Source organism: Paenibacillus sp. B-A-8, assembly GCF_048572915.1.
Lineage (GTDB): Bacteria > Bacillota > Bacilli > Paenibacillales > Paenibacillaceae > Paenibacillus_AQ.
The window spans coordinates 96,151-109,470 of the sequence record NZ_CP183882.1 but is presented as its reverse complement, the minus strand read 5'-3'; the positions used below and the strand labels follow the sequence as shown (position 1 = coordinate 109,470).

Sequence of the window (13,320 nt, the reverse complement as noted above, 5' to 3'; positions counted from 1 at the left end):
AAAGAGCTGTCCCAAGGTCTTAGACCGATGGAACAGCTCTTTTTTTGATAAATTGTATTCATAATTAGATCACTATTTCTTCTAGACTATAGAAGTTTGTAGTTCAGTGTAGCTCCAAGTTCTTGCTTTTCTTCAGCAGACAATTCACGCCATTCTCCAGTTTGTAATGCCCCTAGACGAATATTCATAATCCGAATGCGTTGCAGCTTTCTAACCTCGTAGCCAAAAGCGCTGCACATACGGCGAATCTGACGATTCTTGCCCTCCGTCAAAATAATACGGAATACACGCTCTGTAATACGAGTGACCTCACAAGGTAGCGTCTTCTCACCTAATATCTTTACGCCGCTGGACATGCCGGTAATAAATGATGGCGTAATCGGTCTGTCTACAGTAACCACATACTCTTTTTCATGCCGACCTTCGGCCCGTAAAATCTTGTTAACGATGTCCCCATCGTTAGTAAGCAGAATCAATCCTTCTGAATCCTTATCGAGACGCCCAATCGGGAAGATTCGCTCATGATGACCTACAAAATCAACAATATTCCCCTTAATATGCTGCTCTGTAGTTGAAGTAATACCCACTGGCTTGTTTAACGCAATGTAAACCGTCTGGCTTGATGTTTCAAGCGCAACACCATCTATTCGCACATCATCACCCGGAACGGCCTGACTGCCAAGCACAGCAGGTTCTCCGTTGATCGTAACTCTACCGCCTTCCACCAGCTTATCTGCTTCACGGCGTGAACAGTACCCTGTCTCACTGATGAATTTATTAATTCTCACGTTGTCCTTCACTCCGTTCATCCTTAATATTAAGCCAAGGGGTATCCGTACCAGCTGCAGGCAGCTTGATCATAACAGTTGTCCCTTGACCTACTTCACTTTGTATATCCAAATGACCCTTATGAGCCTGAATAATACGTTGGCTAATCATTAGCCCAAGGCCTGTTCCCGACTCTTTATTAGTAAAGAAGGGTTCACCCAGCTTAGGCAACATATCCTTAGGAATTCCTTCACCTTGATCTGAAATAAGAATGAAGACAGAGTCCAAGGTGTTTCTTAGCTCCATTGAAATCACACCACCATCTGGCATAGCTTCAATTGCATTTTTGACGATGTTTATAAACACCTGCTTTAGCTGGTTCACTTCACAGTGTACGGTAGATGGATGTTCAGAGAATATGGCACTAAACTGAATCCCAAACAAATGAGCTTGACTGTCTAATAGAGAAACTACATCACCAAGGATGTCCCGCACATCTTTTTCCTGGAAATGAACAGCTTGAGGCTTGGCCAAAATCAAAAATTCACTTACGATCAAATTAATCCGCTCCAGCTCGGATAACATCAGTTCAATATGGAGTGGAACCAGAATCTGCTTCTCTTGTTGAAGCTGTAAAAATCCTTTTAGCGTTGTAAGCGGATTACGAATCTCATGGGCTACACCAGCAGCTAATTGGCCTACTGTAGTCAGCTTCTCAGAGCGTCTAAGCAGTTCCTCCATTCGGTTACGTTCCGTCATATCACGTGAAACGTGAATAAAGGAATGCGGATACCCGTCTTCATCACGAATTACCGAGGTACTAACACTAACTTCAACTATTGTTCCATCACGTTTAAGTCTTAAAGTTTCAATGGGTGGTAGAACAGCACCATTCTTTAACGCATTAAGCCGCTCTTCCTCCTGCTTAAGCGCTGTCGCAGGTACAAGGTATGGCATATTTCCCAATACCTCTTTGGCACTCCATCCATATAGCTCTTCGAAGGCTCTGTTCGTACTAGTAATTCGGCCATCCATATCGAACGTATGAATCGCATCAGAAGTTCCGTTAATGACGGACTCCAAATGCTCCTTAACCGCTCGGTTCTCTTCCAGTGTCTGTTTGAGTCGATTGGTGCGCTGCATGAGGTGAGCCGTCATAGCATTGATTCGCAGAGCCAACTGTCCTAGCTCATCCCGGCTTGTTACCTTTAGAGGAGGCTCAAATTTTCCTTTAGCTACATCGTTCACTTTTGCAAGTATCGCCTGAATCGGACGAGTAACAAATCCAGACAGTATGTAACTACATAACAAGAATAAGGTAAGCAATAACAGTGACGTTGTCAGACTATTAATTAATTGATCATGAACCACAGATGAAATCACAGAGTAATCCAAAACTACTCCTATCACATAAGCTTTCAGTCCAGGCGATTGGATAGGAATGTAGCTTTTGAGCACTCTTTTTCCATGTACTTTCATTTCGAGCGTAACCGGCTTCTGCTTCCCTTGAGCTAACAGAATCGCCTCTCTATCCCGCTCCACATTACCATAAGTATAGGTGCCGTACTTAATAGGGCGGTTCCCCAGCTTCTTATTCAGCGTGTCGCTTCCGTCCGCCTTCATACTTGCAGAAGCAAAGGTTGCCGGGTTAAATCCTGTCAATTCTAAAATCCCTGGATTAGCTTCTTTAGTTCTCGATGCAATTTGGTCGGGATTAGTGATTTTGACGTAATCGCTGGCCTCCGTATTGAGAATAACGGGATTGATGATGTAGTTGCTCTCTTCATCACGATAATAACCCCACTTCTCAATGAAATCGGGATTGTAGGTTGAATATTCAAATGGGCCTGACCAAAAATGGTCCAAGGCCTGACCCTGACCCACGGATACCTCCTGATTATCGAACAACTCCAAAAAGGCCAGGTACCAGTACCCCCAATCTTTTGTGGACATCCCAATATCACCAGGTACCGAAGACCTTGCTACTACGACATCGTTATCAGTCTTTACCAGAATTGAAATATTAGACACGCCCACTTTGGATGTTAGGGCTTTAAGTTCTTCATTCGTCACGTTCTTATAGTCTGGGTCCAATTCCTCGGAGGCAAAGATAGCCGCCATCCTTAAATTATGCGCAATTTGATATTCTACATAGTTAGAGCTATAGTTACTTTGTTCTACAGAAACGGCCATTTGCATAGCAGTTAGTTGCATATTATTAATGCTTTCATTCCGTAGATTATTTTGGGCGGCATAAAGGTTAAATGTCAGGTTCAGTGCTAAAATTAGCAACACCGCCCCAAAAATAATAGCAGATAGTTTTGTCTTTATGGACAAACTGTTTGTTCACCTCTTATCCACTGGTAAATCCTTGCGGGGCCTACAATAAACATCATACCTTTTGCCCCCACATTTGAAAAGACATTTCAATGAAGCATTCAATTCAAGGAATATTGAAATTCAATGGGTCTTTATCTACAATATACAAGTATAAACGCCTTCGGTGCCCTTATAAGGACGGTAAGCGTTTTAGCAAGAAATATAAGATTAAAGGATAGCGAGAAATATATAATTTCTTATATTTTAAGAAACCATCCACATCTTATGCACATATAAACATTTTATTATAGAACGATGTGCACAAAAATGTGCATAAGTAGGCGGTTATCCACAGAGTTATGCACATTTTGTTAAGAACGAATATTTGTTCGTTGTACAATGGATATAAAGAAAGGGAAGATGATCTTGAATATTAGAGCGGGTGAATCGCTAGATGATATGGAGGCGGTTCATGAACATTGGATGAGGCAGGCGATAGCAGAAGCCCATAAAGCTGAAGCATTAGGAGAGGTTCCTATAGGGGCGATCGTCGTACGGCATGGTGAAATTATCGGACGCGGATACAATTTAAGAGAAACAACAATGGATTCTACAGCTCATGCAGAAATGGTAGCCATTCGTGAGGCCAGCAAATTCATGAATTCGTGGCGACTGCTGGATTGCCAGCTTTATGTTACTTTAGAGCCTTGTCCGATGTGTGCTGGAGCGATTGTACAATCAAGGGTACCTCTCACTGTATATGGCACTCCCGATCCTAAGGCTGGGTGTGCTGGAACCCTCATGAATTTACTTGAAGAGCCGCGGTTTAATCATCGTACCGAAGTCATTCAGGGGGTTTTACAAGAGGAATGTGCAGAGCTACTGACCTCATTCTTTCGCCGTTTACGTCAAAAACCACCGAAACAAGCATAAACACCATCGGCGTCCATATTTTAAAAAAAGGAGAACCCTGAAATGACCCTTACTTTATATCATACCTCACAAAACATCTATATTTCTCCACTAGAGCTAAAGGATGCAGAGAAATTACTGGAGCTGCGCTTGAATAATCGGTTGACACACGAACCATTTGAACCTAAACGCGATGAGCAATTCTACACGATGGAGAGTCAACAAAGGATCATCAATCAGCGCCTGGAGGATGCTCTGGAGGACAGAGCCTATATGTTCGGTGTCTATCTGCTTGATGGACAACTAATAGGTCAAATCACGCTATCTAATGTCTCAAGAGGTGTAGCTCAGTATGCGGATTTAGGTTATTTGATGGACCATAGGATGCAAGGACAAGGCTATATGACTGCTGCGGTCGGATTGATTCTAGGCTACGCTTTTCGAGCCTTAGGTCTTCATAGGGTTCAGGCAGCCATCTTATTGCATAATGAGGCTTCCCGGAAGGTGCTGGAGAAGAGCGGATTTAAACCTGAAGGCATCGCCCGCCAATTTCTCAAAATAAATGGCCAGTGGCAGGATCACCAAACCTACGCAATATTGGCCGAAGATGTGTTACTGGTTGAACCTAAATAACTTTTTACTGACTCGTTCAGGATTCATCTATTAATAAGACCCGCATGGGCGTATATCATACGCGACATGCGGGTCTTTCTCTCATAACTTCTTATTAATAAGTCCCCAAGCTACCGAATTGCTCCTCTAGTTGATCCATTGTAATTACATCATCGCCTTGAGGAATTCCAATCTTGAACTCTGGCTTCTCATTGATCTTGTCATATTGACCTGTTCCGTTTACAGAGAAGGCTACGTTCGTACCATCTTCTGGATCATTAACTTTAATGTCCATCAATAAATCTTGGTACACAGGGAATCCGTCTTTATTGATCGCTGTATTGTAGTGGAACTGATTAATCGTAAGATACTTATCAAGATCTGCCAAGCTCTTATCGAATTCAGTTCTAGTTTCACTTGATGTGATCTCTTCTTTAGCCTTAGCTAGATCCGCATCATTAATTTGCAGCATATCCTTGTATTCTTCCTTGCTCACAATATCAATGATTTTAGGCAGGGCATTATTCACAAAGATGGTGATTGCTTCTTTAACATTATCGTTCGTCACTTTGAACTGAACGACTTGCTTAGCTTCAACACCCTCTGGCAAATTTGCTTCCTTTGGACTAAGCTCATTAAAATATTTTCCTTCATCATATTCGGCTAATACAGTGTCCATGACTTCATTAGAGAACTTTTGCATTTTCTGCGTATCCAGAGAGTTTGGATTAAATTCAGCACCCTCTTGCTCAGCCAACGCCTTGAGATCCACCTCTACAAACTTGTTAACGATTGTCTCCGGAATCGGGAAGAACGGAATCGATGGAATCTTAACATACAGCTTCTCAGTGGTCATCACCATAGGGACATTGAAGCTCATGCTCATATCGCCCTTGAGATTCAGAACCATAGTTAGCTCTGTCTGCATTGGATCAGCCTGATAAACCCCATCAACGGTTATATCAGCGTTCTTAAGCATGCTGAGTACCTGTGTTGTCATTGCAGCAGATTCAGCATCAGCGGTCTCGATGGTTAGATCATTGATCGAGAACTTACTCTTCATCTCATATGAAGACATCGTGGTCGCTTTTGTAGCGGCTGATTTTAAGGCCTCTTTTGGCGCCTCCTGTTTACTTCCACATCCCGGCAGAATTACTGCTGCTGTTAGCAACAGCGCCGCGGCCGATAAACCCCATTTTTTGTTCATTATTTTTCTCCTCTCCCATGTAAAAAAAATCTCCCCCCTCTAATGATAAACTATTTGTAAAAATCAAGAAACACTTCTTTATAATTCTTATTGTTTTTATTTGTTATCCCTGCGGATTATGATGGTCTACATGATTAGCCTGTTTCACCTTTTTAGATCCGGAAAGTGGCTTTGGTGCTGAAGAATGATGCTCCTTTCTAGGTTGACCATCGTTGGGCTGTGCCCCGGGAACTGGAATACTCTTTGGCTTTGACATTGTTCATTCCTCCTAAGGATTAGTCATATTCTGAAGAGCCTGAGCACATTCGTGTATTTGCCGTGTGTACTGCTGTGCTAATAGCTGCACTGCATCGCTATGCTCATCAATATGAATTCCACTCTGCTCCACATCAAGCAGATCAACAGCAACCTCCCTGCTATCTACATACTTACATCGGAAATCAAGGGAGTAACCTTGACGTCCCGCTGCATTAAAATGAATCAGCAGACTATTCGGGTCACCTTCATCCGCCAGTACATTAAAACTGTCCCCATCCTCCATTAACGCAGGCAGGCGTTCTTGCCAGGCCGAGACAAGATTATGCTGATCTACTTCCAATTGTCTGTCCATAATTATGATCATCCTCCTTCTCTAATACATTGCGGAGAAATCAATCTTTTTATTCTCATTGAACTTAGGCACATTAAACAATAACTAAAATTGAACTAGTTCAAGCACAACAAAAAAACCGCCCCCAGAGGAGACGGTTTCTATCTACTTATTTCTTAAAGTTCTTAAAGGAATGGCGGAGAGGATGGGATTCGAACCCATGTGGGCTTGCACCCTAACGGTTTTCAAGACCGCCCCGTTATGACCGCTTCGGTACCTCTCCAAATGCATATAAATTTCACATGCATTAGTAATTGTACCATATGGTGTAGAGAAAAAGCAACCCTTTTATTAAATAGATTTAGGTTGGATCGATTTCACATTGCGCATATACGGTTGTAGACATTCCGGAATCAGCACACTTCCATCTTCTTGCTGATAATTCTCAAGGATTGCTGCAACAGTACGTCCAACAGCCAAAGCAGATCCATTCAGTGTATGAACAAATTCGGGCTTGGACTTTGGATCTTTACGGAAACGAATATTTGCCCGACGCGCTTGGAAGTCCTCCGTATTCGAGCAGGAAGAGATTTCACGGTACATTCCACTCTCAGGCAGCCATACTTCCAAATCGTACGTCTTAGCCGAAGTAAAGCCCATATCAGCTGTACATAGCCCAAGTACACGATAAGGCAGTCCCAGAAGCTGCAGCACACGTTCAGCATCTGCTGTCATTTTCTCTAACTCCTCATAAGAGGATTCAGGTGTAGTAAGCTTCACCAGCTCTACTTTGTTGAACTGATGCTGACGAATCAAACCGCGAGTATCACGGCCCGCTGAACCCGCCTCAGAACGGAAACAAGAGCTGTATGCTACATGGTACTTAGGCAGGTCTGCTGCTGTCAAAATCTCTTCGCGATAGTAGTTCGTTACAGGTACTTCCGCTGTAGGAATCAAATAGTATTCAGTGTCACGTAGCTTAAACAGATCTTCCTCAAACTTAGGAAGTTGTCCTGTTCCGTATAAGCTGTCTTTATTTACAATGTAAGGTGGCAGCATTTCTTCATAATTATGCTCACCACTGTGAAGATCCATCATAAAGTTAATTAGCGCCCGCTCTAAACGTGCTCCCAATCCTTTATAGAAAACAAACCGGGATCCCGTAACCTTAGCTGCAGCTTCAAAATCAATAATATCGAGCTGCTGTGCAAGCTCCCAGTGTGATTTTGGAGTAAATCCGAACTCTTTGGGCTCTGACCAGCGACGCAATTCAACGTTATCGTCCTCGGACTTCCCTACTGGAACTGAATCATGAGGAATATTCGGAATGCTCATAGTAAGATCAGCAATCTGAGCTTCCAATTCACGTACTTCGTCATCGAGCTCTTTAATTCGATCAGATACCGTACGCATTTCTGCGATTAAGTCATCTGCTGGCTCACCATTTTTTTTCTTCTTCGCTACGTCACCCGATACCGTATTACGACGGTTCTTAAGACCTTCTGTTTCTTGCAGTAATTCACGTCTGCGTAGATCAAGTTGTGGAAAATCAGCAATCAAATCCAGTGATTTACCCCGTTTCTCTAAGGCTTGTTCAACTCGAGCGTAATCACTGCGCAATACTTTTACGTCTAACACAAAGTTTCCCTCCTGAAAACAGCCTAAACTCTTTCAAATTGCTGCTTACAGCTTTGAAAGAGTCAGAATGTTCTTATATGCGATTCTGTTGTTGCACTTGCCTAGTAGTCTCTACCATATCGGCAAAATATTGATGCAGTCTAAAATCATCGGTCAGTTCTGGATGAAAAGAAGACACCAGCAGGTTACCCTCCCGTGCAGTTACAATCTCATCATTATAGACTGTAAGCACATCGACTCCCGGACCTACCTCGTTGATAAGCGGTGCACGTATAAACACAGCACGGACCGGCTCATCGATGCCTTTAACCTCCAGATCACATTCAAAGCTTTCCCGTTGACGACCAAATGCATTCCGGGCTACCGTTATATCCATTAGCTCCAAATGCCTTGGTTCGCCGCCGGCAATCCTTTTGGCCAGAACAATCATTCCCGCACAAGTTCCAAAGATCGGCTTCCCCTGATTGGAGAAATCACGTATGGCTTCGATGAAGCCGTATTTCCGCATCAGCTTACCGATTGTTGTACTTTCACCACCAGGAATAATTAGGCCATCAACCTCATCAAGCTGCTCTACCCGCTTGATAGGTACGCCCTCTGCACCGGTCTTCTCTATACTAACAATATGCTCCGTAACAGCGCCTTGAAGCGCCAGCACTCCTATTTTCATCCGGGCAACCTTCTCTCTATTAACGGCCACGCTCTGACATACGTTCAGCCGGGGTTAGAGTTGCAATATCAATCCCCTTCATTGGTGCACCAAGGTTCTTGGATACTTCTGCAATCAGTTTGTAATCAGTATAGTGTGTAGTAGCTTCAACAATCGCGCGTGCAAATTTCTCAGGGTTGTCCGATTTAAAAATACCCGAGCCTACGAACACACCATCCGCACCTAGATGCATCATCAGGGCAGCATCGGCAGGAGTTGCTACACCGCCAGCCGCAAAGTTAACAACCGGCAACTTGCCAAGCTCATGTACTTCAAGCAGCAACTCGTAAGGCACTCCCAGGTTCTTAGCTTCATTATATAGCTCATCCTTGGACAAATTGGTTACTTTGCGGATTTGGCTGTTGATAAAGCGCATATGACGCACTGCTTCAACAATGTTGCCTGTTCCTGGTTCACCTTTCGTACGAATCATGGATGCACCTTCATTAATACGTCTCAGGGCTTCTCCAAGATCCTTAGCTCCACATACGAATGGAACAGTGAACTCACGTTTATTAATATGGAACACTTCATCAGCAGGAGTAAGAACTTCACTCTCATCCAAATAGTCAACACCCAAGGATTCCAGGACCTTTGCTTCTACGTAATGGCCAATACGAGCCTTAGCCATAACAGGAATACTTACCACTTTAATAACCTCTTCTACAATTGTAGGATCGGCCATTCGTGCTACACCGCCAGCTGCGCGAATGTCAGAAGGTACGCGTTCCAAAGCCATAACTGCTACTGCACCCGCAGCCTCAGCAATTTTTGCTTGTTCTGCATTCATGACGTCCATAATGACGCCGCCTTTTTGCATTTCTGCCATGCCTCTTTTAACTCGCGATGTTCCAGTTTCCATGTCCTAGCCCCCCGAATGATCTATCGTAATCTAACTTGTAATTTTACCCCAATGAAGGGAAATATACAATCCACTTACTCGGAATTAATACAATTTTCGACGCTAAATTCATTAGAACAAGTTCTTGATCCCTGTAAATAAATCGCCGAAGAAATCTCCAATGGCTCTAAGGAATAAACTGAACCAACCGGCTTTCTCCGCCTCTTCAGCAGTAATCAGATTAACTGTCTTCTGCTGAACATCAGACATGCCTTCAACTTGGTAGGAATAAGTGACCTTACCCACTTTAGCAGATTGTTCTATAGGAGCAACTAAGGTTGCCGGATCATTTATTTCAACGGTTGTTTTAATTTCAGGGGAGGTTGTTCCCTTAGGGACGATAAATGAAACAGCTTCATCCGTAACTACAGACACCTCTTTACTTTTCCCTTTAAGAACTGGCACGGTTTCATTGTCGGCTATTACTGCTTTAGGGGCTACAACTTGTTTGATTTCAAAATTATTAAATCCGAAATCAAGTACTTTTTTCGTCTCTGTAAAACGGTGTGGCTCTGTATCAGCCCCCATTACTACACTTATCAGACGCATGCCATCACGTACAGCTGTACCTGCAAAACAATATTTAGCTCTAGCGGTATGGCCTGTCTTCAAGCCATCCAATCCCTCATAAGCATAAGCCTTAAAATTCTGGATATTCTTATTAGCTTCCAACATCCAGTTAAAGTTAATCATTGGCGCGGTATCGCGTTCACGGAACTTATAAGACTGAACCGTAGTAAATCTATTAAAATCAGGATGATCCGTAACGATATGTTTGGCAAGGATAGCAGCATCCATCGCTGACATTACGTTTTCTTTCTTATCAGTTGAGCGGTACTTCTTAGGCATGTCAGCTTTGTCTAATCCAGTAGAATTAACAAAATAAGCAGTTTTCATCCCCATCTTCTGGGCAGTCTGATTCATTAGCTCTACGAATTCCAATTCTGATCCAGAAACTAGTTCTGCCAAAGCTACTGTAGCATCATTTGCAGATCCGACAGCCATTGCTATGTACAGCTCTTCAACCGTATGCTCGTCATTTTCCGCTAGAAAAATCCGTGATCCGACTTGTTTAGACGCATTTTCACCTACTATGACTTTTTGATCCCATGAAAGCTGTCCTGTCTTCACCGCTTCTGCTACAAGATACTCTGTCATCATCTTAGTCATACTAGCTGGAGGCAAAGCCTCATCTGCATTCATTGATAGAAGAACTTCACCTGTTGTTGGTTCTATTAGAACCGCTGATTTCAAATTTAGACCCAGTGATTCCACAGAAGGGATCTTTACCGCTTTCTGAGTGGTCTGAGCTGCAGTACCAGCTTGTATTGTCGTAGTCGTACCTTCCTCAGCGAATGCTGGAAGTGGAGTGGAAACTAACATATTTAAAAGTAGACCTACTGTGACTGTCTTAATCATAAATTGCTTACCGTTAAACTTCTGCTTGTGCTTCAATGATTACTACTCTCCTTTAAACCTCATATCAATAGCTTGTTCTATTCTAACACAGGGGTACACGCAAAAAAAGACAGACAGGACGAAATAGTCCTGTCTGTCCAAAAAATAGTCTTTCTAGTCCATTACACGGAATAGTTTGGCGCTTCTTTCGTGATTTGCACATCATGTGGATGGCTTTCGCGAAGTCCAGCACTTGTGATACGAATGAACGAAGTGTCATTCCGGAGCTCTTCGAGCGACTTGGTCCCACAGTAGCCCATACCCGAACGCAGCCCGCCAATCAATTGATGAACGGTATCCGAAAGAGGTCCTTTAAAAGCGATACGGCCTTCAATTCCTTCAGGAACAAGCTTCTTATCGTCATCTTGGAAATAACGATCCTTACTACCTTGTTTCATGGCACTCATACTGCCCATACCACGATATACTTTAAATTTACGGCCTTGATAAAGCTCCGATTCTCCTGGGCTTTCTTCTGTACCCGCAAACATACTTCCCATCATTACTGCATGAGCACCAGCGGCAATAGCCTTAGTGATTTCACCGGAGTACTTGATTCCACCGTCAGCGATGATAGGAACTCCGTACTCACGAGCAACCGTTGCACAATCATAAATAGCTGTAACCTGCGGAACACCGATACCAGCGATAACGCGTGTTGTACAGATAGATCCAGGTCCAATACCTACTTTAACTACAGAAGCTCCAGCTTCAATAAGTTCACGGGTTGCTTCACCTGTAGCCACGTTACCAGCAACAATCGTAAGATCAGGATACAACTCACGAATTTGGCGAACAGCTTCAATAATATTAATATGATGACCATGTGCAGAATCAACGACAATCAGATCTACACCTGATTTAACTAACGCTGCAGTACGTTCGAATGTATCTTTAGAGATACCGACAGCTGCTCCAACTAGCAAGCGACCGTGTGCATCTTTCGCTCCGTTAGGGAACTGAATGGCTTTCTCGATATCTTTAATCGTGATCAAGCCCTTAAGAACGTTATTCTCGTCCACCAGCGGCAATTTCTCAATTTTATGACGTTGTAAGATGCCTTCTGCTTCTTGAAGTGTCGTACCTACAGCAGCAGTTACGAGATTCTCATGCGTCATAACTTCTTTAATTGGAATACTATAGTCATGAATAAAGCGTAAATCTCTATTAGTTAGAATACCGACCAGTTTGTTGTCACTGTCTACAATCGGTACTCCTGAAATGCGATATTTACCCATCAATAGTTCAGCATCAGAAACCAGATGTTCTGCTGAAAGTGAGAAAGGGTTAGTAATAACTCCGCTCTCGGAACGCTTCACACGATCCACTTCTTCCGCTTGCTGCTCTACAGGCATATTCTTGTGAATAATGCCGATACCACCCTCACGAGCAATAGCAATGGCCATAGCCGCTTCTGTGACTGTGTCCATACCTGCACTCATAAGCGGGATGTTCAACTTCACATTCTTACTTAGAACTGTAGTCAAATCTACTTCCTTCGGCAGTACCTCAGATTTACGCGGAACCAGCAGCACATCATCAAAAGTTAGACCTTCTTTACCAAACTTATCTTTCCACACCTGGGTCATTCCTCCTCGGTTGTTTTTAAATTATACCCGCCTACAAACTTTATAAAGAAGAACCTTCGCCTTTAAGTCCATTCACGACAGACAACTCTGTACATCTGGAAGTAGAACAAGTTCATATCTTCAATTTAGGTTTGTGATGCTCATCCAAAAATATATTATTGCCATCTTAGCAAAGGGCATTTGGACTGTCAAGAACATTACATCATCAGAGTAGGTATTCAAAAAACGACTCTCGAGTAAGCGAATTATTGGACTATTGTCCACGCACAGTGGACGTTTTGTAGTGGAATTATAAAATTCACCACAGCCACCACCAATCCTTACGCCTATCTCTACTGTAGTATCTCAAATTAAACCCTAATGAATTCTTCAATAATACAACAAAAAGACCACTGTCGATTTCTCAACAGTGGTCTTGCGTGCTTGGCAACGTCCTACTCTCCCAGGACCCTTCGGTCCAAGTACCATCGGCGCTGGAGGGCTTAACGGTCGTGTTCGGGATGGGTACGCGTGGAACCCCTCCGCTATCGCCACCAAACATGCGTCTGTGAAACAGACGCTGCCGCGTGAAATTTGCTTCATCACCAGAAGTGAGAATAAATTTCTAAGCGTGTTACA

At 43.2% G+C, this 13,320-nt stretch carries 12 protein-coding genes, 1 tRNA gene and 1 rRNA gene; 2 read left to right on the top strand and 12 right to left on the bottom strand.

What is annotated here, in order from left to right:
• Positions 1 to 86: 86 nt before the first annotated feature.
• Positions 87 to 788, bottom strand: coding sequence for a 23S rRNA pseudouridine(2604) synthase RluF (gene rluF, locus ACN6MV_RS00505; protein WP_076121365.1), 702 nt, complete (start codon positions 786 to 788; stop codon positions 87 to 89).
• Positions 778 to 3,105 (bottom strand): ATP-binding protein, encoded by a 2,328-nt coding sequence (locus ACN6MV_RS00500; RefSeq protein WP_419885508.1) that lies wholly within the window; start codon positions 3,103 to 3,105, stop codon positions 778 to 780. Before ACN6MV_RS00500 ends, rluF begins: the two co-directional genes overlap by 11 nt.
• 441 nt (positions 3,106 to 3,546) lie before the next feature.
• Here ACN6MV_RS00500 and tadA point away from each other — a divergent pair, with 441 nt between their 5' ends.
• On the top strand, positions 3,547 to 4,020 hold the full coding sequence (gene tadA, locus ACN6MV_RS00495) for a tRNA adenosine(34) deaminase TadA (RefSeq protein WP_375105321.1): 474 nt from the start codon (positions 3,547 to 3,549) through the stop codon (positions 4,018 to 4,020).
• A 42-nt stretch (positions 4,021 to 4,062) separates the two neighbouring features.
• Positions 4,063 to 4,632: a GNAT family N-acetyltransferase gene (locus ACN6MV_RS00490; RefSeq protein ID WP_076121355.1), complete on the top strand. Its 570-nt coding sequence runs from the start codon at positions 4,063 to 4,065 to the stop codon at positions 4,630 to 4,632.
• A 94-nt stretch (positions 4,633 to 4,726) separates the two neighbouring features.
• Here ACN6MV_RS00490 and ACN6MV_RS00485 read toward each other — a convergent pair whose 3' ends face one another.
• From ACN6MV_RS00485 to rrf, 10 genes are all read right to left on the bottom strand, one after another.
• On the bottom strand, positions 4,727 to 5,818 hold the full coding sequence (locus ACN6MV_RS00485) for a hypothetical protein (protein ID WP_076121357.1): 1,092 nt from the start codon (positions 5,816 to 5,818) through the stop codon (positions 4,727 to 4,729).
• A gap of 103 nt (positions 5,819 to 5,921) precedes the next feature.
• Positions 5,922 to 6,074 (bottom strand): small acid-soluble spore protein P, encoded by a 153-nt coding sequence (locus ACN6MV_RS00480; RefSeq protein WP_076121359.1) that lies wholly within the window; start codon positions 6,072 to 6,074, stop codon positions 5,922 to 5,924.
• A 12-nt stretch (positions 6,075 to 6,086) separates the two neighbouring features.
• Entirely contained in the window at positions 6,087 to 6,428 is a 342-nt protein-coding gene (locus ACN6MV_RS00475) for a hypothetical protein (protein ID WP_042123192.1), read from the bottom strand.
• A gap of 173 nt (positions 6,429 to 6,601) precedes the next feature.
• Positions 6,602 to 6,690 (bottom strand) — tRNA-Ser (locus ACN6MV_RS00470).
• A 68-nt stretch (positions 6,691 to 6,758) separates the two neighbouring features.
• On the bottom strand, positions 6,759 to 8,045 hold the full coding sequence (gene serS / locus ACN6MV_RS00465) for a serine--tRNA ligase (RefSeq protein ID WP_076121361.1): 1,287 nt from the start codon (positions 8,043 to 8,045) through the stop codon (positions 6,759 to 6,761).
• Positions 8,046 to 8,118: 73 nt separating this feature from the next.
• Positions 8,119 to 8,715 carry a pyridoxal 5'-phosphate synthase glutaminase subunit PdxT gene (gene pdxT / locus ACN6MV_RS00460; protein WP_341109973.1) on the bottom strand — a complete coding sequence of 199 codons (597 nt, stop codon included), beginning with the start codon at positions 8,713 to 8,715 and terminating at the stop codon, positions 8,119 to 8,121.
• 19 nt (positions 8,716 to 8,734) lie between these two features.
• Complete coding sequence (pdxS, locus tag ACN6MV_RS00455; RefSeq protein WP_042123186.1) at positions 8,735 to 9,616, bottom strand: pyridoxal 5'-phosphate synthase lyase subunit PdxS; 882 nt, start codon at positions 9,614 to 9,616, stop codon at positions 8,735 to 8,737.
• Positions 9,617 to 9,727: 111 nt separating this feature from the next.
• Complete coding sequence (locus ACN6MV_RS00450) at positions 9,728 to 11,074, bottom strand: D-alanyl-D-alanine carboxypeptidase family protein (protein ID WP_419886704.1); 1,347 nt, start codon at positions 11,072 to 11,074, stop codon at positions 9,728 to 9,730.
• A gap of 161 nt (positions 11,075 to 11,235) precedes the next feature.
• Entirely contained in the window at positions 11,236 to 12,693 is a 1,458-nt protein-coding gene (guaB, locus tag ACN6MV_RS00445; RefSeq protein WP_042123184.1) for an IMP dehydrogenase, read from the bottom strand.
• Positions 12,694 to 13,123: 430 nt separating this feature from the next.
• Positions 13,124 to 13,240, bottom strand: a 5S ribosomal RNA gene (gene rrf / locus ACN6MV_RS00440).
• Positions 13,241 to 13,320: the final 80 nt, after the last annotated feature.